At 60.7% G+C, this 20,847-nt stretch carries 18 protein-coding genes and 1 riboswitch; of the genes, 13 read left to right on the top strand and 5 right to left on the bottom strand.

Features of this window, described 5'->3' with window-relative positions; genetic code table 11:
• Positions 1 to 49 precede the first annotated feature (49 nt).
• From JUI81_RS05670 to JUI81_RS05660, 3 genes are all read right to left on the bottom strand, one after another.
• Positions 50 to 865 carry an aldo/keto reductase gene (locus tag JUI81_RS05670; protein WP_019582178.1) on the bottom strand — a complete coding sequence of 272 codons (816 nt, stop codon included), beginning with the start codon at positions 863 to 865 and terminating at the stop codon, positions 50 to 52.
• The gene (locus tag JUI81_RS05665; protein WP_019582179.1) at positions 862 to 2,037 is read right to left on the bottom strand and encodes an FAD-binding oxidoreductase; all 1,176 of its coding nucleotides are present in this window, start codon (positions 2,035 to 2,037) and stop codon (positions 862 to 864) included. Before JUI81_RS05665 ends, JUI81_RS05670 begins: the two co-directional genes overlap by 4 nt.
• Positions 2,038 to 2,283: 246 nt before the next feature.
• Positions 2,284 to 2,616 (bottom strand): multidrug efflux SMR transporter, encoded by a 333-nt coding sequence (locus tag JUI81_RS05660; protein ID WP_007939639.1) that lies wholly within the window; start codon positions 2,614 to 2,616, stop codon positions 2,284 to 2,286.
• A gap of 102 nt (positions 2,617 to 2,718) precedes the next feature.
• Between JUI81_RS05660 and JUI81_RS05655 the strand changes: the two genes are divergently transcribed.
• Positions 2,719 to 3,609 (top strand): LysR family transcriptional regulator, encoded by an 891-nt coding sequence (locus JUI81_RS05655; protein WP_018928534.1) that lies wholly within the window; start codon positions 2,719 to 2,721, stop codon positions 3,607 to 3,609.
• A 22-nt stretch (positions 3,610 to 3,631) separates the two neighbouring features.
• Positions 3,632 to 4,912, top strand: coding sequence for a lipid IV(A) 3-deoxy-D-manno-octulosonic acid transferase (waaA, locus tag JUI81_RS05650; RefSeq protein WP_204123914.1), 1,281 nt, complete (start codon positions 3,632 to 3,634; stop codon positions 4,910 to 4,912).
• A 57-nt stretch (positions 4,913 to 4,969) separates the two neighbouring features.
• Here the strand turns inward: waaA and JUI81_RS05645 are convergent, their stop codons facing one another.
• Positions 4,970 to 6,409, bottom strand: coding sequence for a TolC family outer membrane protein (locus JUI81_RS05645; protein ID WP_204123913.1), 1,440 nt, complete (start codon positions 6,407 to 6,409; stop codon positions 4,970 to 4,972).
• Positions 6,410 to 6,627: 218 nt separating this feature from the next.
• Positions 6,628 to 6,733, top strand: a riboswitch (TPP riboswitch).
• A 166-nt stretch (positions 6,734 to 6,899) separates the two neighbouring features.
• Between JUI81_RS05645 and thiC the strand changes: the two genes are divergently transcribed.
• Both thiC and cytX read left to right on the top strand, forming a co-directional pair.
• Entirely contained in the window at positions 6,900 to 8,789 is a 1,890-nt protein-coding gene (gene thiC, locus JUI81_RS05640; protein WP_064615999.1) for a phosphomethylpyrimidine synthase ThiC, read from the top strand.
• A gap of 212 nt (positions 8,790 to 9,001) precedes the next feature.
• Positions 9,002 to 10,294, top strand: a complete 1,293-nt coding sequence (gene cytX / locus JUI81_RS05635; protein WP_019650713.1) for a putative hydroxymethylpyrimidine transporter CytX — start codon at positions 9,002 to 9,004, stop codon at positions 10,292 to 10,294.
• Here the strand turns inward: cytX and JUI81_RS05630 are convergent.
• On the bottom strand, positions 10,263 to 11,009 hold the full coding sequence (locus JUI81_RS05630) for an RsiV family protein (RefSeq protein ID WP_204123912.1): 747 nt from the start codon (positions 11,007 to 11,009) through the stop codon (positions 10,263 to 10,265). The two genes, cytX and JUI81_RS05630, sit on opposite strands and share 32 nt — an antisense overlap.
• Positions 11,010 to 11,238: 229 nt before the next feature.
• Here JUI81_RS05630 and JUI81_RS05625 point away from each other — a divergent pair, with 229 nt between their 5' ends.
• The 9 genes from JUI81_RS05625 (at position 11,239) to JUI81_RS05585 (ending at position 20,608) form a co-directional block, all read left to right on the top strand.
• Complete coding sequence (locus tag JUI81_RS05625; RefSeq protein WP_204123911.1) at positions 11,239 to 11,856, top strand: NUDIX domain-containing protein; 618 nt, start codon at positions 11,239 to 11,241, stop codon at positions 11,854 to 11,856.
• Entirely contained in the window at positions 11,847 to 12,299 is a 453-nt protein-coding gene (locus JUI81_RS05620; RefSeq protein WP_007939629.1) for a DUF1249 domain-containing protein, read from the top strand. The genes JUI81_RS05625 and JUI81_RS05620 overlap by 10 nt, the downstream gene beginning before the upstream one ends.
• A 111-nt stretch (positions 12,300 to 12,410) precedes the next feature.
• Positions 12,411 to 13,226, top strand: a complete 816-nt coding sequence (gene cpdA, locus JUI81_RS05615) for a 3',5'-cyclic-AMP phosphodiesterase (RefSeq protein ID WP_204123910.1) — start codon at positions 12,411 to 12,413, stop codon at positions 13,224 to 13,226.
• Between the two features lie 151 nt (positions 13,227 to 13,377).
• Positions 13,378 to 13,986 carry a YqiA/YcfP family alpha/beta fold hydrolase gene (locus JUI81_RS05610; protein WP_018928525.1) on the top strand — a complete coding sequence of 203 codons (609 nt, stop codon included), beginning with the start codon at positions 13,378 to 13,380 and terminating at the stop codon, positions 13,984 to 13,986.
• A gap of 42 nt (positions 13,987 to 14,028) precedes the next feature.
• Positions 14,029 to 15,936, top strand: coding sequence for a DNA topoisomerase IV subunit B (parE, locus tag JUI81_RS05605; RefSeq protein WP_019582186.1), 1,908 nt, complete (start codon positions 14,029 to 14,031; stop codon positions 15,934 to 15,936).
• Entirely contained in the window at positions 15,936 to 16,925 is a 990-nt protein-coding gene (locus tag JUI81_RS05600; protein WP_019582187.1) for an esterase-like activity of phytase family protein, read from the top strand. Before parE ends, JUI81_RS05600 begins: the two co-directional genes overlap by 1 nt.
• The gene (locus JUI81_RS05595) at positions 16,922 to 17,443 is read left to right on the top strand and encodes a TIGR02281 family clan AA aspartic protease (RefSeq protein WP_018928522.1); all 522 of its coding nucleotides are present in this window, start codon (positions 16,922 to 16,924) and stop codon (positions 17,441 to 17,443) included. The genes JUI81_RS05600 and JUI81_RS05595 overlap by 4 nt, the downstream gene beginning before the upstream one ends.
• Positions 17,444 to 17,453: 10 nt before the next feature.
• Entirely contained in the window at positions 17,454 to 19,718 is a 2,265-nt protein-coding gene (gene parC, locus JUI81_RS05590) for a DNA topoisomerase IV subunit A (RefSeq protein WP_019582188.1), read from the top strand.
• Between the two features lie 176 nt (positions 19,719 to 19,894).
• The gene (locus JUI81_RS05585; protein ID WP_019582189.1) at positions 19,895 to 20,608 is read left to right on the top strand and encodes a membrane integrity-associated transporter subunit PqiC; all 714 of its coding nucleotides are present in this window, start codon (positions 19,895 to 19,897) and stop codon (positions 20,606 to 20,608) included.
• The last annotated feature ends 239 nt before the right edge of the window (positions 20,609 to 20,847 follow it).

The raw sequence follows: 20,847 nt of genomic DNA, 5'->3' as shown, positions 1-20,847 counted from the left end.
TCAATGGCTAGGGTCTGTTGACGGCCAGCGTCGCGGTCGTCACCAAACGTCAACAGACCCTATGAAGGACCTGGGCAACGGTCGCGACGTTATGGGCGAGGTGCAGCGGATTGATGGTCCCGACAATAGCACTGGCCACCCCCGGGTGTTCAAACAACAACTCGAAGCTGGCACGCACCGGATCAACGCCCGGGCTCAGGCACACATGGCCGCTGGCCAGGGCCTTTTTGACCAGGATCGCTTTGCCGTGAGCAGCAGCATAGTCAATGACTGGCTTCTCGTTCTGTTCGTTCAGATTGTAGGTGACCATTGCGCAATCACCTTGTTCCAGAGCCTTCAAACCGCCTTCGACGGTTTTACCGGAAAAGCCGAAACCGCGAATCTTGCCTTCGCGCTTGAGCTCGGCAAGGGTCGCATAGACCTCATTGTCGTTGAGGATCGCCAGGTCGTTGCCGTCGGAATGCACCAGCACCAGATCGATAAAGTCCGTTTCCAGGCGTTGCAGGCTGCGCTCCACCGAGAACCGGGTATGCGCAGCGCTGAAGTCATGGCGGGACTGACCATCGGCGAACTCTTCACCGACCTTGCTGACGATTACCCAGTCCTGACGCTCCCCACGCAGCAACGGGCCGAGACGCTCTTCACTGCGGCCATAGGCCGGCGCGGTGTCGATCAGGTTGATGCCCAGGTCGCGCGCGAGTTTGAGCAGCCTGCGGGCGTCGTCGTCGCCGGGGATCTGAAAACCGTTGGGGTATTTCACCCCTTGATCGCGGCCAAGTTTCACTGTGCCCAGGCCCAGGGGCGATACCAGCAGGCCGGTGCTGCCCAGCGGGCGATGCAGGTCATGCAGGGTCGGTTGGCTCATGGCAGCAGTTGTTCCCAGGCAGGGACGCCCATCGGCGGTTTCGGCAGTTCCGGCAGCGGGGCTGGATGGCTCGGCTGAATACCGTCGCGTTGCAGTGTGGCGAAGACGCGGTCGGCGAAGTCCGGTGCCAGGGCCAGTTTGGTCGGCCAGCCCACCAGCAGCCGATTCTGCTCGGCGAGGAAGGCGTTGTCCGGGCGGGTCAGGCCCGATTGCAGGGGCTCGGCGCGTTCGACCCGCAAAGTCGCCCACTGTGCGGTGCTCAGGTCGATCCACGGCAGAAGTTGGCCCAGTTCTTTCTGGGCGGCGGCAATTTGCGCGGCTGGCTCGCGGGCCACGCCTTCGGCTTCGGCGATGTCGCCGCCCACGTACCAGACCCACTGGCCATCGGCGGCCGGGTGAGTGGTCACGGTGACGCGCGGCTTCGGCCCGCCGCCCAGGCAGTGGGCGTACAGCGGTTTGAGGCTCGGGCCTTTGACGATGATCATGTGCAGGGGACGGCGCTGCATGGCCGGTTGACTCAGGCCCAGCGCGGTCAGCAGGTCAGCGGTGCCGCCACCGGCACTGAGAACGATGCGCTGGGCGCGGATTTCGCGTTCGTCGACTTTCAAACCGACCAGTTCGCCATTCTCCAGCAGCGGTTCGATGTGTTGACCGGCCAACAGACCGTCGCCAGCCAGGTCGGCCAGGCGCTGGATCAGGCTTGGCACGTCGACCACCAGTTCTGTCAGGCGATAGACCTTGCCCTTGAAGCGCTTGTCTTGCAGCGCCGGCGGCAATTGATCACCTTTGACCTGATCGACCCGCCCGCGCACGGCTTTGCTGGCGAAAAAACTGGTGAGGTTGCCAGCGAGGGTGCCGGGGGACCAGAGGTAATGGGCATCGGACAATACACGCACGCCGGACAGGTCCAGTTCACCGTCGCCGGCCAGCGCCTCACGCCAGCGACGCGGCATGTCGGCAATGGCTTCCGAGGCGCCGGTCAGGGCACCGTGCAATGCGTACTTGGCACCGCCGTGGATGATGCCCTGGGACTTCAGGCTTTGCCCGCCACCGAGGCTGGCACTTTCCACCAGCACGGTCGAGAAACCCTGGCGGCGCAGGCGTGCATTCAGCCAGAGGCCGGCGACACCAGCGCCGACAATCAGAACGTCGGTGGAAATAACGGATGGCATGCAGCGACCTCAGTGTTCAAGACGAGGGCGCAGTATACAGACTCATGGATTGGAGGTTTTGCTGGCGATCAAGAGATCCATTGTGGCGAGGGGGCTTGTCGGACCGCCGCACCGCCCCGTTCGACTGCGCAGCAGTCGTAAAGCCTGCCGCCGCAATATGTCAGAAAAAAGCGGTGACCGGATTCGGGGCCGCTTCGCGGCCCAACGGGGGCAAGCCCCCTCGCCACAAGAGGTTGATGTCGGCAGTTAATGCCCCGCGGTTTTCGAGAACAGCTGAATAACCACGACGCCCAGCACAATCAACGCCATCCCCAGCATTGCCGGCACATCCAGTTTCTGCCCGTAGATAAACAGCGCCGCGACGCTGACCATCACGATGCCCATGCCGGCCCACACCGCGTAGGCCACGCCGACCGGAACGCTGCGCACCACCAGGGTCAGCATCCCGAAAGCAATACCGTAACCGACGATGACCAGCAGCAACGGCAGTGGCGTGCTGATACCCTTGACCGCTTTCATCGAAACGGTGGCGATCACTTCGGCGCAGATGGCAATTGCGAGGTAGTAGTAAGCGGTCATGGTCAATCCTCGTATGAAGTGTTGCTTTCTGAGGTCGGCATTCTAGAGATCCGTCAGATGCGGTAAAGTCATTACCTATCTGTTCTGGAGATGGGTTGAGCCATGAATATGCAATGGAGTCTGGAACAGCTGCACTTGTTTGTCAGTGTCGCGGAACAACGTTCCTTTTCCGCGGTGGCGCGGGATCAGCGCAAGGCGCAGTCGGCGGTCAGCAGTTCGATTGCGCTGCTGGAAGAAGACCTGGGTGTGAGCCTGTTCGATCGCAGCAGTGGTCGCCAGCCGAAACTCACCGAAGCCGGCACCGCGCTGCTTGAAGAGGCGCGGGAAGTGCTGCGCCAATGTGAGCGCCTCAACGGCCGGGCACTAGCGATGATGCGCGGCCAGGAAGCGAGTTTGCGGGTGGCTCAGGACGAGGCGATGCCTTATCAGGCAGTGGTTGAAAGCTTCGAAGCCCTGGCCGAACAATTTCCCAGCCTCGAAGTGCAACTGACCAGCGCTGCCCAGGGTGATGTCGCGCGCAAACTGGTGGAGCGTCGGGCCGACCTGGGCTTGCTGTTTTATCACGAGCAGATTCCCGAAGCCCTTGAGCGCCGAGTGCTGGGCAGCGTTGAAATGGTCACGGTGTGCGGCGTGGGGCATCCATTGGCGCAGCAGACGCAGGTCAATTGCCAGCAACTGGCGCAGCATCGACAGTTGCTGATGTCCACGCAGTCCAGCGTCTATCCCGGCAGTGAACCAGCCAGCCCGCAGGTCTGGCGGGCCGACAGTTTCTATGTGATGGCCGAGTGGGTGATGCGCGGCCTTGGCTGGGCCTGGTTGCCGCGCCATGTCGTGCAGTACCCGGCGTATCAGAATCTGATGGTCGAACTGACCAGCGAATGGACGCCGCCGGCATTGATTGTGGAGCTGGTCTGGCGCCGCGACGAGCCCCTCGGCCCGGCAGCCCGTTGGCTGGCGGAACGTTTTGCCGTGCACTTGCAGGCGATCGGTTAAAAAACCGATAAACTCCGCCGCCATGAATAGAACTCTCTACACCGCGCTGTTTTACCTGGGGCTGCCATTGGTAGCGATTCGGCTTTGGCTGCGGGCGCGCAAGGCGCCGGCGTACGCTAAACGCATTGGCGAGCGTTTCTCCCTCGCGCTACCGGCGATGAAGCCGGACGGCCTTTGGGTGCACGCGGTGTCGGTGGGCGAAAGCATTGCCGCAGCGCCGATGATCCGTGCCTTGCTGCAGCGATATCCGACGCTGCCGATCACCGTCACCTGCATGACCCCGACCGGATCCGAGCGCATCCAGGCGCTGTTTGCCAACGAGCCGCGCATTCAGCACTGCTATTTGCCTTATGACTTGCCTTGCGCTGCGGCGCGATTCCTTGATCGGGCCCGGCCGAAACTGGCGGTGATCATGGAAACCGAACTCTGGCCCAACCATATCCATCAGTGCGCCAAGCGTGGAATTCCCGTGGCCCTGGCCAATGCGCGACTGTCTGAGCGCTCGGCCAAAGGTTATGGCCGCTTCCATAAACTGACCCGGCCGATGCTCGCCGAGATGAGCCTGTTCGCAGTGCAGACCGAAGCCGAGGCGCAGCGTTTCCGCGATTTGGGCGCGCGCCCGGAAACGGTTGAAGTGACCGGTTCGATCAAGTTCGACCTGACCATCGATCCGCAACTGCTGCAGCGTGCTGCCGAGCTGCGCGGGCAATGGCAGGCGCAGGATCGCCCGGTGTGGATCGCCGCGAGCACCCATGAAGGTGAAGACGAAGTGGTGCTCGATGCCCATCGTCGGCTGCTGGCCAATCATCCCGATGCCCTGCTGATTCTGGTACCGCGTCATCCGGAGCGCTTCAACCCGGTGTTTGAGTTGTGCCGGCAAAAAGGTTTCACCACGGTGCGGCGTTCGACGGGCGAGCCGGTGACCGCAGACACTTCGGTGTTGCTGGGCGACACCATGGGCGAGTTGCTGTTTCTCTACGCCTTGGCCGACAGCGCTTTCGTCGGCGGCAGCCTGGTGCCCAATGGTGGCCATAACCTGCTGGAACCGGCGGCCTTGGCCAAACCGGTGCTCAGTGGGCCGCACCTGTTCAACTTCCTCGAAATCGCCGCGCAGTTGCGCAGCGCCGGGGCGCTGGCCGAGGTCGACGATGCTGAAGGCCTGGCACTGGCGGTGCAGCGGCTGTTCGAACTGCCGCGTGATGCTCAACGGATGGCGGAGGCGGGGCTGAAGGTAATGCGCACCAATCAGGGTGCGTTGCAGCGGTTGCTGGATGGGTTGGGCAGGTTGATCGACAAGTCTTGAGTTTGTCACCGACCAATTGTGGCGAGGGAGCAAGCTCCCTCGCCACAGGTTTACCTATTAATGAGCGGGATTAGCTCGTAACTGCTCCGCCGCAGCCTTGGCCAGATCCGGCGGCAAGAAGTCCTTGTCCGGGTTGTAGTCGGCTTTGAGGTAACGCGTCAGGTCCTGCAAATCCCCCGGGTTCAAGGTGCCGGCGGCCTGCTTCAGGCGCAGGTTGTCGAGGATGTAGTCGTAGCGCGTGTTGTTGTAATTGCGCACCGAAGTGTAGAGCTGACGCTGGGCGTCGAGTACGTCGACAATGTTGCGCGTCCCCACCTGATAACCGATTTCGGTTGCCTCCACCGCACTCTGGTTGGAAATGATCGACTGCCGACGTGCCTGCACCTGCTCGACGTCGGTGTTGACGGCGCGGTGCAGGTTGCGGGTGTTTTCCACGACTTGGCGACGCAGGGCTTCGCGTTGTTGTTCCGTTTGATCCAGCCGTGAATAAGACTCACGCACCTGGGAGCTGGTGAGCCCGCCGCTGTAGATCGGAATGCTCAATTGCAGGCCGACGGTGCGTTGTTCCACATTGCCGCCGTAACGCACGCCGGTCGCGCTCGGGTTTTCAAAGCCGAGGGCGTCGTTATCACCTTTCTTGTATTGCGCGACCGCATCCAGGGTGGGTGCATGCCCGGCCTTGCGCTGCTTGAGGGTTTCTTCGGCGGCGCTCACCGCGTAGTTGCTGGCCAGCAAATTCAGGTTCTGTTTGGCCGCGGTATCGACCCAAGCCTTGGCGTCGTTCGGTGCCGGCGGCAGGATCGGCAAGGTGTGGACGATGCCCTGGATCGAGTTGTACTGACGATTGGTCAGGGTGATCAGCGCTTCGAACGCGTCATCTACCTGACGCTGAGCGAGAATCCGGTTGGCCCGCGCCGTGTCGTAACTGGCCTGGGATTGCAGCACATCGGTCTTGTCCGACAGGCCGACGTCGAAGCGCTCGTTGGACTGGTCCAGCTGGCGTTTGAAGGCTGCTTCTTCGGCCTTGGTCGAGGCCAGGTTGTCCTGGCTGCGCAGCACGTTGAAGTAGCTTTCGGCACTTTGCAGGATCAGGTTCTGTTCGGTGGCCGAGAGTTGTAAGGCGGCCTGTTCGTTGACGTCCTTGGCGGCCTGGAACTGGAACCAGCGGTCGGCGCGGAAAATCGGTTGCGACAGGGTCGCCTGATACACCGTGCCGCTGCGGGTCGAGGTCACCGATGGCTGATCGAGCGCGGTACGGGTGTTGTTCATGTCGGCACCGGCCGACAGGTTGGGTAGCAGCCCGGCGCGGGCCTGGGGCACGACTTCCTTCTGGGCGCCGTATTGGGCACGGGCGGCGGCGATATCGGCGTTGTTGTCCACCGCTTCCTGATAGACGCTGACCAGGTCGGTTTTGGTCGATAAGGGCGCTTCTGCTGCCCAAGCCATTCCATTGGACGCACAAGACACGGCAAGGGCCAGTGAGAGTTTGCGCAGCATGAGGCCATCCCTAAAAATTACGCTGATAATTTGAGCGTCAAGGCTACGGTGCGGCGCCCTGCAGCGTCAAGGCAGAGCGTCAAGGCAGAGCGTCAAGGCGCGGCACGGCGTAGCGAGTGTAGTTGCACGCAGGCACGGCAACAATCCGCTGATTGCGCCATTCATCATGGTGTTTACCGTGGTGTTGGCGTTCTTTGCCGGTTATGTCTAGACTGGCCGGGTTCTTGTCGGGGTGCCTTGCTATGAGGCTGAGATCGAATAATTTCGGATCCCGTTGAACCTGATCAGGTTAGCGCCTGCGTAGGGAACAAGATTTCTCGTCACCCGGCGAGTCCTCTTGTGCTTCGTCCGGGATGTTGTTCGACAATCGAACACCCCTCGAGCATTGAGCACAGCACCTGCTGGAATCTCCAGCGCCCGTGCGTCCATTCGTTTACAGGTTCGCTCCGACAAAAATCCACTGCCTGGATGTGTGTCTGGAGAGCCCGTGATGACTACAAAATCAAAAATCGCAACCAACCTGAGTGACTCGGCCAAGGTCGATCAGCAATCGGTTCAGCCGTTTACCCGCTCGCAAAAAATCTATGTTCAGGGCACACGCCCGGACATCCTCGTGCCGATGCGCGAAATCAGCCTGGATGTGACCCCGACTGACTTCGGCGGCGAAATCAACGCGCCGGTGGTGGTGTATGACACCTCGGGCCCGTACACCGACCCCAATGTCACCATCGATGTGCGCAAAGGCCTGGGCGATGTGCGGTCGCCGTGGATCGAATCCCGTGGCGACACCGAGCGCCTGTCCGGCCTGAGCTCCAACTTCGGCCAGGAACGCCTCGCCGATCCGGAACTGACCAAGCTGCGTTTCGCCCACGTCAACAACCCGCGCCGCGCCAAGCCGGGTGCCAACGTCAGCCAGATGCACTACGCCCGTAAAGGCATCATCACCGCCGAGATGGAATACGTTGCCATCCGCGAAAACATGAAACTCGAAGTGGCCCGCGCCGCCGGCCTGCTGGACCAGCAACACGCCGGCCACAGCTTTGGCGCCAGCGTGCCGAAAATCATCACCCCGGAATTCGTCCGTGAAGAGATCGCCCGCGGTCGCGCGATCATTCCGGCCAACATCAACCACACCGAACTGGAACCGATGATCATCGGCCGTAACTTCCTGGTGAAGATCAACGGCAACATCGGCAACAGTGCCTTGGGTTCGTCCATCGAAGAAGAAGTGGCGAAACTGACCTGGGGCATTCGCTGGGGTTCGGACACGGTCATGGACCTGTCCACCGGCAAGCACATTCACGAAACCCGCGAATGGATCATCCGTAACTCGCCGGTGCCGATCGGTACCGTGCCGATCTATCAGGCACTGGAGAAGGTCAATGGCGTCGCCGAAGACCTGACCTGGGAGTTGTTCCGCGACACACTGATCGAACAGGCCGAGCAGGGCGTCGACTACTTCACCATCCACGCCGGCGTGTTGCTGCGCTACGTGCCGCTGACTGCCAAGCGCGTGACCGGCATCGTCTCCCGTGGCGGTTCGATCATGGCCAAGTGGTGCCTGGCGCATCACAAGGAAAACTTCCTCTACACCCATTTCGAAGACATCTGCGAAATCATGAAGGCCTACGACGTCAGCTTCTCGCTGGGCGATGGCCTGCGTCCGGGCTCGATTGCCGACGCCAACGATGAAGCGCAATTCGGTGAGCTGGAAACCCTCGGCGAACTGACCAAAATCGCCTGGAAACACGACGTGCAGTGCATGATCGAAGGCCCGGGCCACGTGCCGATGCAGTTGATCAAAGAGAACATGGACAAGCAGTTGGAGTGCTGCGACGAGGCGCCGTTCTACACCCTCGGCCCACTGACCACCGACATCGCCCCAGGCTACGACCACATCACTTCCGGTATCGGTGCGGCGATGATCGGCTGGTTCGGTTGCGCCATGCTCTGCTACGTGACGCCGAAAGAGCACTTGGGCCTGCCGAACAAGGATGACGTGAAGACCGGGATCATCACCTACAAGATCGCCGCTCACGCCGCCGACCTGGCCAAAGGGCATCCGGGGGCACAGATTCGCGACAATGCCTTGAGCAAGGCGCGTTTCGAATTCCGTTGGGAAGACCAGTTCAACCTGGGCCTCGATCCGGATACCGCACGCTCGTACCACGATGAAACCCTGCCGAAGGATTCGGCCAAGGTCGCGCACTTCTGCTCCATGTGCGGGCCGAAATTCTGCTCGATGAAGATCACCCAGGAAGTCCGTGAATACGCGGCCAACCAGCGGATCGAAACCGTCGATGCCGAAGTCGCCAAGGGACTGGCGGAACAGGCTGAGCGGTTCAAGCAGGAAGGCAGTCAGCTGTACAAGAAGGTTTGATCTGACCGGCGCACTCGGGTGCGCCGCTTACCCTTGTGGCGAGGGAGCTTGCTCCCGCTCGGCTGCGAAGCAGTCGTAAAATCGGTAATCGCAACCTGACTGTCAGACCGCGGTGACTTGTTTTGGGTCTGCTTCGCAGACCAGCGGGAGCAAGCTCCCTCGCCACAAATGGGGGTCAACACCACAACAAATGTTCCTCTGAGATAACACCCTTGAGCATTCAACCCAGCACTTATTCCCCGGACATCGCGGTGCCGACCGACAAGCGCGTCTTCGGCGGTCGTGATCTGTTTTCCCTGTGGTTCTCCCTCGGCATCGGCCTGATGGTATTGCAGACCGGCGCGCTGCTCGCACCGGGTCTGGGCCTGTCCGGTTCATTGCTGGCGATTTTTCTCGGCACGCTGGTCGGCGTGCTGTTGCTGGCCGCTGTCGGCGTGATCGGCAGTGACACCGGCCTGTCATCGATGGCCGCGCTCAAACTCAGCCTTGGTAAAAAAGGCGCAAGCCTTCCGGCGGTGCTGAACCTGCTGCAACTGATTGGTTGGGGTTCGTTCGAAATCATCGTGATGCGCGACGCCGCCAGCCTGCTCGGCGCCCGTGCATTCAGCGAAGGCAGCCTGTGGTCGAATCCACTGCTGTGGACGCTGTTCTTCGGTGCACTGGCCACCTTGCTGGCGGTCAGCGGTCCGCTGACCTTTGTGCGCAAGATCCTGCGCAAGTGGGGCATCTGGCTGTTGCTGGCCGCGTGCATCTGGCTGACCTGGAACCTGTTCGCCAAGGCCGACCTGGCGGCGTTGTGGGCGCAGGCCGGTGATGGTTCGATGCCGTTCGCCGTGGGCTTTGACATTGCGATCGCGATGCCGCTGTCCTGGCTGCCGCTGATTGCCGACTACTCACGCTTCGGCAAGCGTGCGAAGAATGTCTTCGGCGGTACGGCGTTGGGTTTCTTTATCGGTAACTTCTGGCTGATGAGCCTGGGCGTGGCGTACACCCTGGCGTTTGCGCCGAGTGGTGAAGTGAATGCCTTGCTGCTGGCGCTGGCCGGTGCGGGCCTGGGGATTCCGTTGCTGCTGATTCTGTTGGATGAATCAGAAAATGCCTTTGCCGATATTCATTCGGCGGCGGTGTCCAGCGGGATTCTGTTGCGCTTGAAAGTCGAGCATCTGGCCTTGGCCATCGGCGTGATCTGCACGCTGATCGCATGCCTGGCGCCATTGGCCCAGTACCAGAATTTCCTGCTGTTGATCGGTTCGGTGTTTGCGCCGCTGTTTGGCGTGGTGCTGGTGGATCACTTCATCCTGCGCAAACGCAGTGCCCGTGTGGCATCGGCTGCCTTGCGCTGGCCGGCGTTGCTCGCCTGGCTGGGCGGGGTGAGCACCTATCACTTGCTGGCCAATCTCTATCCGGACATCGGCGCAACCCTGCCGTCGCTGGTACTGGCAGGGCTGCTGCAACTGGTGCTTGGTCGAGCCTTCAGCTACGGCCGGGAAACAGCTCAGGCTTGAGAATGCCGTTCAGGCGTGGGTAGGGGATCTTCAGTTCGACGTGGCCCAATGCGTAAGGCGCAAGGGTGCTCACTTCGTACTTGAGGATCACCCCGCCGTACGTCAACGCTACGTTCTGGGTTTTCACGAACGGCCAGTTCTTGACGAACTCTGGCTCCTGATCGAGTTTGGTGCTGATCAACCAGCTGTTGTGCGCCACTTGGGCTGCTTTCCAGAACGCTTCTTCCTGCCCCGGGATCACCATATCCGACAGCGTCAGCACTTTATGCTGCTGACGCGAGTAGTTGATGAAACCGCGGCCCGGCGTGCCATGGGCGCCGCCATTGTCCAGGTAGCTGGACAATTCAATGATCACCAAGCCGTCATGCTGCTCACGTACCTTGGCTTGCAAGTAGCTGCTGTAGCGCGGCTCGGCACTGCTCAAAAATTGCTCGCGATACGCCGCCAGTGTCGGCGCTACAGGGGCGTCGGGTGAGGTGCGGGTCATTTGCAGCAAACGTTTTTCGATGATGCCGTCAAGCGCAGGCTCAGCCGGGAAGTGCAGCGTATCGATGTTCACCAGCGGGCAGTCAGGGTTGGCGCAACCCGGTTTCAGCTGTTCGGAAGCGTCGCGGGTGGTTTCCAGCGGCGCCCGGTAATTGGGCTGGAAAAGACTCTGGCACGCACCCAGGGTCAGGGCGATGGCGGCCACGGAGGCGATCTTGAAAAGCGACATGGGCGTCCTTAATGAAACAGGGGAAGGCGAAAAGTTACCCGCTTCGACTCTCAACGAGGCAGTCAGTTCGCCACTAAGCTAATTAGAGTTGGTTTCGCCCTCACCGTCTATCCCGCTGACTGTAAAGGGGCTGCATCAAACATCGCGGGCGCGTTAGGATGGCGCGAAGTCGAGGTTGCAAGTAACCAAAAGGAGCCTCGTAACGGATTTGCAGTAAACGAGGATTGTCATGACTGATTTTGCCAACGCCATTCCGACCGCCGTTGATATCGTTCGGCGTGAAAAGTGCTACGAGGGCTTCTACAAGCTCGACCGCGTGCACTTGCGCCACGAATTGTTCGACGGTGGCATGAGTCGCGAGATCAATCGTGAAGTGTTCTTGCGCCACGATGCGGTGTGTGTGCTGCCTTATGATCCACAGCGCGACGAAGTGGTGCTGATCGAGCAGTTTCGCGTCGGCGCCATGGGCAAGATCGACAATCCGTGGCTGATCGAACTGGTCGCCGGTCTGATCGACAAGGATGAAATACCGGAAGAAGTTGCTCACCGCGAAGCGCAGGAGGAAGCTGGACTTGTATTCGGGGCGCTCTGGCCGATGACCAAATATTTTCCATCGCCGGGTGGCAGTAATGAGTTTGTGCATTTGTATCTGGGGCGTTGTGACAGTGCCGGGGTTGGCGGCCTGCATGGGCTGGAGGAAGAGGCAGAAGATATTCGCGTCACGGTCTGGGCTTTCGAAGATGCCCTGCAAGCCGTGCGTGACGGACGTATTGCCAACGCGGCGAGCATCATTGCCTTGCAATGGCTGGCTTTGAACCGCGTGGAAGTGAGGGGGTTATGGTCGTAAACAAGCTGCGCGATCGCTATCGGGTTGATCTGGTGGGGCTGCAAGCTTCCTGCGAGGCCAACTACGCGCGCCTGATGCGACTGTTGCCGGACATGCGCAACGATCCGGCGGCCCGGCGCATTGCCGTGACCCAGGGTGACCAGATGCTTGGCGTGCTGGCCCTGGAAGTGCTGCAAGCCTGTCCATACACCACCACCCTGCAAGTGCGTCAGGAACACAGCCTGCCCTGGTTGCCGGTGCCGCAACTGGAAGTGCAGGTGTATCACGACGCGCGCATGGCTGAAGTTATCAGTGCCGAACATGCACGACGCTTTCGCGGCATCTATCCTTACCCGAACGCCGCGATGCATCAGCCGGACGAAAAGGCTCAACTCAATCTGTTCCTGGGGGAATGGCTGAGTCATTGCCTGGCTTGCGGACACGAGTACGCCGTTGTGCGCTAAGAGTGCTGTGTAGTTGTGAACTGCTTCCGGTTCACAGGTTTCCTCTTTTGATCGTCCCCCAGCATAATTGCGGCACTTTCCAATCCCGTGATCACGCCCTGGGAGAACGCCTTGCCGAGCGTATCCACTTTGACCACCGCCGATCCGGCGTTGCTGGTGCAACTCTCCGACAGTCATCTGTTTGCCGAGGCGGACGCGACGTTGCTGGGCATGAATACCCGCGACAGCCTGCAACAGGTGATCGAGCTGGTATTGAAGCAGCAGCCGCGGATCGATCTGATGATCGCCAGTGGTGATCTGTCCCAGGACGGGACGCTGGAGTCATACCAGTTGTTTCGCGACCTGACGCGGCAGATCGATGCCCCGGCGCGCTGGATTCCCGGTAATCATGACGAGCCGCGGATCATGGCCGAGGCCGCCGTGCAAAGTGCGCTGCTGGAGCCGGTGGTGGACATCGGCAACTGGCGGGTGACGTTGCTCGATTCGGCGGTGCCGGGTTCGGTGCCGGGGTATTTACAGGATGAGCAGTTGCAATTGCTCGTGCGCTCGTTGAGCGAGGCGCCGCAGCGGCATCATCTGGTGTGTTTCCATCATCATCCGGTGTCGATCGGGTGTGCGTGGATGGAGCCCATTGGATTGCGCAATCCAGAGGCGTTGTTCGCGGTGCTGGATCGATTTCCGCAGGTGCGTGCGGTGCTTTGGGGGCATGTTCATCAGGAGATTGATCAAGAGCGCAACGGTGTTCGCCTGATCGCATCGCCCTCGACCTGCATCCAGTTCGAGCCGGGCAGCGACGATTTCAAGGTGAGTGAGCAGGCGCCGGGGTATCGGTGGTTGCGGCTGTTGCCCGATGGTCAGCTTGAAACTGGCGTTGAGCGTGTGACCGGGTTCGATTTCCAGATTGATTACGGCTCCAACGGCTACTGATTTCTTTGTCATTTTCAAAGGCCGAGGCGTGGCCATCGCGAGCTTGCCCGCGATGGCATTCGCTCAGGCGACATGAATCCCGCGCATGTCCCCGATTCCCCCCGAGTCCCTGTAAACTCCGCCTTCTTTACCCGACGCACAGGGAGCTCAAATGTCTGGTTCGATCCTTTATATCCATGGTTTTAACAGCGCGCCGGCGTCGAAAAAGGCCTGTCAGTTGATGAATGTGATGGAACGGCTGGGCTTGAGCGATCAGTTGCGTGTACCGGCCCTGCATCACCATCCCCGTGAGGCCATCGCTCAGCTGGAACAGGCGATTGTGGAGCTGGGGCGGCCACTGCTGGTCGGCAGCTCACTCGGCGGCTACTATGCGACTCACTTGGCCGAGCGCCATGGCTTGAAAGCCCTGTTGATCAACCCTGCCGTCAGCCCACACCGGATGTTCGACGGGTTTCTGGGGACGCAGAAAAACCTGTATACCGATGAGACCTGGGAAATGACCCACGACCACGTGACGGCCCTGGCCGAGCTGGAAGTGCCGGCGCCCCAGGATCCGCAGCGGTTTCAGGTATGGTTGCAAACTGGCGATGAAACACTGGACTATCGCCTCGCCCAGCAATATTACCGGGCCTGTGCCTTGCGCATTCAGGCCGGCGGCGACCATAGTTTCCAGGGTTTTGCCGCGCAACTGCCGGCAATATTGAGTTTTGCCGGCATCGGCGCAGATTTGTATCAGGCGATCGATTTCACAGCACTGTGATCATTGCCCCCTATTTTCACTGAACACTGACGACGAGACCCCATGGCCACTCCCAGCGCTAGCTCTTATAACGCAGACGCCATCGAAGTCCTCTCGGGCCTCGACCCGGTGCGCAAACGCCCCGGCATGTACACCGACACCAGTCGGCCGAACCACCTCGCCCAGGAAGTCATCGACAACAGCGTCGACGAAGCCTTGGCCGGGCATGCAACGTCGGTGCAGGTCATCCTGCACGCCGATCACTCCCTGGAAGTCAGCGATGACGGCCGTGGCATGCCGGTGGACATTCACCCGGAAGAGGGTGTTTCGGGCGTCGAGCTGATCCTCACCAAACTCCATGCGGGCGGCAAGTTTTCCAACAAGAACTACCAGTTCTCCGGCGGTTTGCACGGGGTGGGTATTTCCGTGGTCAACGCCTTGTCGACCGAAGTCCGGGTGCGTGTAAAACGCGACGGCAACGAATACCAGATGACCTTCGCCGACGGTTACAAGAAAACCGAGCTGGAAGTCATCGGCACCGTCGGCAAGCGCAATACCGGCACCAGCGTGTTCTTCGCACCGGACCCGAAGTATTTCGATTCACCGAAATTCTCCATCAGCCGCCTCAAGCATGTGCTCAAGGCCAAGGCCGTTCTGTGCCCAGGGTTGCTGGTCAGTTTTGAAGACAAGGCCACCGGCGAGAAAGTCGAATGGCATTACGAAGACGGCCTGCGCTCCTACCTGGTAGACGCGGTCAGCGAATTCGAACGCCTGCCTGACGAGCCGTTCTGCGGCAGCCTGGCCGGTAACAAGGAAGCCGTCGATTGGGCGTTGCTGTGGTTGCCCGAGGGCGGCGACAGCGTTCAGGAAAGCTACGTCAACCTGATCCCGACAGCCCAGGGCGGTACTCACGTCAACGGTCTGCGTCAGGGCTTGCTCGACGCCATGCGCGAGTTCTGCGAGTTCCGCAGCCTGTTGCCGCGTGGTGTGAAGCTGGCGCCGGAAGACGTCTGGGAGCGTATCGCTTTCGTCCTGTCGATGAAGATGCAGGAACCGCAATTCTCCGGCCAGACCAAGGAGCGCCTGTCCTCCCGTGAAGCGGCCGCCTTCGTTTCCGGTGTGGTCAAGGATGCTTTCAGCCTGTGGCTCAACGCCAACCCGGAAACCGGCATGTTGCTGGCTGAACTGGCGATCAACAACGCCGGCCGTCGTCTGAAGGCCAGCAAGAAGGTCGAGCGTAAACGCATTACCCAAGGGCCGGCATTGCCGGGCAAACTCGCCGACTGCGCCGGGCAAGACCCGATGCGTTCCGAGTTGTTCCTGGTGGAAGGTGATTCCGCCGGTGGTTCGGCCAAGCAGGCGCGGGACAAAGAGTTTCAGGCGATCCTGCCGTTGCGCGGCAAGATCCTGAACACCTGGGAAGTCGACGGCAGCGAAGTGCTGGCCAGCCAGGAAGTGCACAACATCGCCGTGGCGATTGGTGTCGACCCGGGCGCGGCGGACATGAGCCAGTTGCGTTACGGCAAGATCTGCATCCTCGCCGACGCCGACTCCGACGGTCTGCACATCGCAACCTTGCTCTGCGCCTTGTTCGTCCAGCATTTCCGCCCGCTGGTGGATGCCGGTCACGTCTACGTCGCCATGCCGCCGCTGTACCGTATCGACCTGGGCAAAGAAATCTACTACGCCCTCGACGAGGCCGAGCGCGACGGCATCCTCGATCGCCTGGTGGCCGAGAAGAAACGTGGCAAGCCGCAGGTCACCCGATTCAAGGGGCTGGGTGAAATGAACCCGCCACAGTTGCGCGAAACCACCATGGACCCGAACACGCGGCGCCTGGTGCAACTGACGCTGGGTGAAGATTTCGCCGAAACCTCGGAAATGATGGATATGTTGCTGGCGAAAAAACGCGCGGGCGATCGCAAGACCTGGCTGGAATCCAAAGGCAACCTGGCCGAGGTTTTGGGCTGATGCGCTTTGGCTGGGCCCTGGCGTGTGCGTTGCTGCTGACTTCGGTGACGGTTTCTGCCGAGCCTGCGCCAGAGCTGCGCCTGTTGTCCGAACATGCCGTCGACGGCATGCGCGGCGGCAATCTGTCAGGGTTGGCCCAGTGTGGCAAGGAGCTGTGGACCGTTTCGGATCGCGACGATGATCAAATCTATCGCCTCGACACCCGCAACCCCACCTGGCAAGCCGAAACCGTGCACATTGACGTACCCCTGGTGCCCGACACCGGTTTGCCTTGGGGCTTGCGCGCGCGGACTTGGGCGGCATCGTTCGTGCGGGGCGGGGATCTGGATTTCGAAGGCATCACCTGTGACAGCGCGGGCAATCGTTACATCGTCAGCGAAGGCCACGCCGCGGTGTTGCAAGTACCGCCAACCGGGCCTGCGTCCTGGCTGAAAATCTCGCCGATGCTGGTTCGCGAAGCGCGGGCGAGCGGCATGTTGTTGCACTTCAATGCATTATTTGAAGGCTTGGCGATCAATCCGGCCGGTGACACGCTGTGGCTGGCCGCCGAACGTGAGCGCCGCGGTTTGCTGCTGATCAAGCGCCAGCAAACAGTGTGGGACTGCGACGGTAGCTGTGTGCTGCTGAGTGAAGGCGGGATGGAAATGCAGCCAGCGCAATTTCCCCACGCCAGAGCGCGCCCTCGGGATTTTGCTGATCTGTCATTGTTTGACGGCAAACTGTTTACCCTTGAGCGCAATGCCTTCCAGATCTGCCGCCGTGATGCGGTGACGGCCAAGGTCGAGCGCTGCTGGTCGTTTGCCGCCGAGGCCTTGCAGGAAAATCGTCGTTATTCACAGCCCTTTGGGCTGGCGGAAGCGCTGATCATCGACGTCGACGGTGCCTGGATCGGTATCGACAACAACAACGGTGCACGTGCCGACGGCGAGGTGCGCCCGATTGTGTGGCGCTTTGCCGCGCCTGAAGGTGGCTGGAGTGCCAAGCCATGAGTCAGCAACCGCCGGGCAAACGCGCCGGTCGGGTGTTGATGGTGCTGGCCTGGGGCGCCGCGCTGTTTCTGGCGACGCGGTTCTTCGGTCAATGGGAGGAGCGTCAACAAAATCCCAACACCGTCGTCAGCTCTGAGCAGGGCCAGGGTTTTATCGAGGTGAAGCTGATCGGCAACAGCCAGGGGCATTTTGTCGCCACCGGCCAGATCAACGGCCAGCCCGTGGAGTTCATGCTCGATACCGGCGCAACCGATGTGTCGATCCCAGCCGAAATGGCTGAACGATTGAAGCTGGAAAAAGGCTTCGGGGTGACCCTGAGCACGGCCAATGGCTTGAGTGAGGGCTATCGAACCCGCCTCGACCGGCTGCAACTGGGCGCCATCGTGCTGCGTGACGTTCGCGCGCTGGTGGCGCCCGGTTTGCACGGCAATCAAGTGCTGCTCGGCATGAGCGCACTGAACAAACTTGAATTTACCCAGCGCGGTGGCACCATGCTGCTGCGCCAGACCACGAAATAATGAGGCCCGCATGAGCGACTCCCTTGATCTCAGCCTGGACGGTGTAGAACGCCGGTCACTGGCTGACTTCACCGAAAATGCCTACCTCAACTACTCCATGTACGTGATCATGGACCGTGCCTTGCCGCATATCGGCGACGGCCTGAAACCGGTTCAGCGACGCATCGTCTATGCGATGAGCGAGTTGGGGCTGGACGCCGATTCCAAGCACAAGAAGTCGGCGCGTACCGTCGGTGACGTGCTCGGTAAATTCCATCCTCACGGCGACTCGGCGTGCTATGAAGCCATGGTGCTGATGGCCCAGCCGTTCAGCTACCGCTACACGCTGGTCGACGGCCAGGGTAACTGGGGTGCGCCGGACGATCCCAAGTCCTTCGCGGCCATGCGATACACCGAAGCGCGGCTGTCGCGTTATTCCGAAGTGCTGCTCAGCGAACTGGGCCAGGGCACCGCGGACTGGGGCCCGAACTTCGACGGCACCCTGGAAGAACCTCTGGTGTTGCCGGCCCGTTTGCCGAACATTCTGCTCAACGGCACCACCGGTATCGCCGTGGGCATGGCCACCGACGTCCCGCCGCATAACCTGCGCGAAGTCGCGACCGCTTGCGTGCGCTTGCTGGATGAACCGAAAGCCACGGTCGAGGAGCTCTGTGAACACATTCAGGGCCCGGATTATCCGACCGAAGCGGAAATCATCACGCCGCGCGCCGACCTGCTGAAAATCTACGAAACCGGTCGCGGTTCGGTGCGCATGCGCGCTGTTTACCACGTCGAAGACGGCGACATCGTCGTGACGGCACTGCCGCACCAGGTCTCTGGCGCCAAAGTGCTGGAGCAGATTGCCGCGATGATGCAGGCCAAACCGTCGAAAGCCCCGCAGATCGCGGACTTGCGCGACGAGTCGGACCACGAGAACCCTTGCCGCATCGTGATTATTCCGGTCAACAGCCGGGTCGATCACGAAGCGCTGATGCAGCATCTGTTCGCGACCACCGAGCTGGAATCCAGCTATCGGGTCAACATCAACATCATTGGCCTCGACGGCAAGCCGCAGCTCAAGAACCTGCGCGCATTGCTGGTGGAATGGCTGGAATTCCGCGTGCGGACCGTGCGTCGACGCCTGCAATTCCGTTTGGACAAGGTCGAGCGTCGTCTGCACCTGTTGGACGGCTTGCTGATTGCCTACCTCAACCTGGACGAAGTGATCCACATCATCCGTACCGAGGAGCAGCCGAAGGCCAGCCTGATCGAGCGCTATGCCCTGAGCGAAATCCAGGCCGACTACATTCTCGACACCCGCTTGCGTCAGTTGGCGCGACTGGAAGAAATGAAGCTGCGTGCCGAGCAGGATGAACTGCTCAAGGAGCAGGCCAAGCTGCAAGCCCTGTTGGGCAGCGAAGCCAAACTGAAGAAACTGGTACGCAGCGAGCTGATCAAGGACGCCGAAACCTATGGCGATGACCGTCGTTCGCCAATCGTCGAGCGCGCCGAAGCCAAGGCGATGACCGAGCACGATCTGCTGCCGAACGAGAAAGTGACGGTCGTATTGTCGGAAAAAGGCTGGGTTCGCTCTGCCAAAGGTCACGACATCGACGCCACCGGTCTTTCCTACAAGGCCGGGGATGGCTTCAAGACCTCGGCGGCCGGGCGCTCCAACCAGTTTGCGGTGTTTATCGACTCCACCGGCCGCAGTTATTCGGTTGCAACTCACACACTGCCGTCGGCCCGTGGCCAGGGCGAACCGCTGACCGGCCGTCTGACGCCGCCACCAGGGGCGAGCTTCGAATGCGTGCTGATGCCTGAAGATGATGCGCTGTACGTGATTGCGTCCGACGCCGGTTACGGTTTCGTGGTCAAGGGCGAAGACCTGCAAGCCAAGAACAAGGCGGGCAAGGCCCTGTTGAGCCTGCCGAACAACGCCAAGGTCATCCTGCCGCGTCCGGTGGCCGACCGTGAACACAACTGGCTGGCCTCAGTGACCACCGAGGGTCGCCTGCTGATCTTCAAAATCAGCGATCTGCCACAATTAGGTAAAGGTAAAGGGAATAAGATCATCGGGATTCCCGGTGAGCGTGTTGCCAGTCGCGAAGAATATGTCACGGACATCGCTGTTTTGCCGGAGGGCGCCACTTTGGTGCTGCAGGCCGGCAAACGTACCTTGTCACTGAAGGCGGACGACCTCGAACACTACAAAGGTGAGCGTGGGCGTCGCGGTAATAAGCTGCCACGCGGTTTTCAGAGAGTGGATGCGCTGTTCGTCGAAAACCTCAATTAAGCGTCCTAGAGCGCTCGATCTACGATTTAACGCGTAGATCGACGCTTTGGCGCTGGAGTCGGAACGCATATTCACGGATGATATGGCCTTTCAAGCGCCGGCGTGGCCGAGCGTTCTTCATATTTTTTGAGTATTTTCACTGTGGTGAGCCTTGTGGCAGCCACCTGGATGGGACGATGACTGCTCTGCGCCTTCCTTTTATTTTGATGCTCGCTGGCGTTCTTGGCCTGGCGGGTTGCAGCGTGCACCAGCCGGTGTCGCTGTATCAACTGGACAGCGGAAGTCCGGCTCAGCCTGCGCAAAGCGCGGGCATGGCGGTATTGTTGGGCCCGGTAACGGTTGCTGATTACCTGCAACGTGAAACCTTGTTGCAGCGTCAGCCGGATGGCAGCCTTCAAGCATCGGCCGACGGTCGTTGGGCGGGCAGCCTGTCGTCGGACATCGATCAGCTGTTGCTGCGTCAGGTCGCAGGTCATCTGGACAGCCAGCGCGTTGTCCTGGCACCTGCGACAGTGGGCTTCACGCCGGATGTTCAGGTTCTGCTGACCATCACCCGTCTGGACTCGGGTGTGTCGCAACCGGCGATCCTGGACGCGCAATGGCGCCTGATCGATCGTCGTGGTCAGGTGCGTGATAACCGTATCATTCATCTGCAAGAGCAGCACTCCGGCGGCACGGCGTCTCAGGTTCAGGCCCAGGGTGTGTTGCTGCAGCGTCTGGCCGAGCAACTGTCCACAGCGCTCAAGCCACTGGCCAACCAGCCACCGATCGCTGAAGCACCGCGCAAACCGGCTGCCAAACCGGCCGCACCGGCAGCAGAGCCGGAGAAACAGCCAAAGATCCCGATGGCCTCGCCGATTCGTACGGATATGGAAGTGTTCAGGTTCTGAGCCTGGATTGAGTCCAGAACAAAGCCCGCCTTGTGCGGGCTTTGTTGTTTTTGCGGGTTGGTCGTAGCAGCTGCGGAGCCTGCGAGGCTGTGTTCGAGGAAGAAGTCCTCGCAGACCTTGTTGGCGCGTTTTGCCTGACCGTGCCCATCGCCTGATTTTACGACTGCTGTGCAGCCGAACGCAGCCTCGCAGGCTCGGCAGCTGCTACAAGAGTTAAGGGACAACAAAAAGCCCGCAGA

The sequence above is a fragment of the Pseudomonas sp. 008 genome (genome assembly GCF_016861935.1).
Lineage (GTDB): Bacteria > Pseudomonadota > Gammaproteobacteria > Pseudomonadales > Pseudomonadaceae > Aquipseudomonas.
This window is presented reverse-complemented; position numbering and strand designations above follow the sequence as displayed.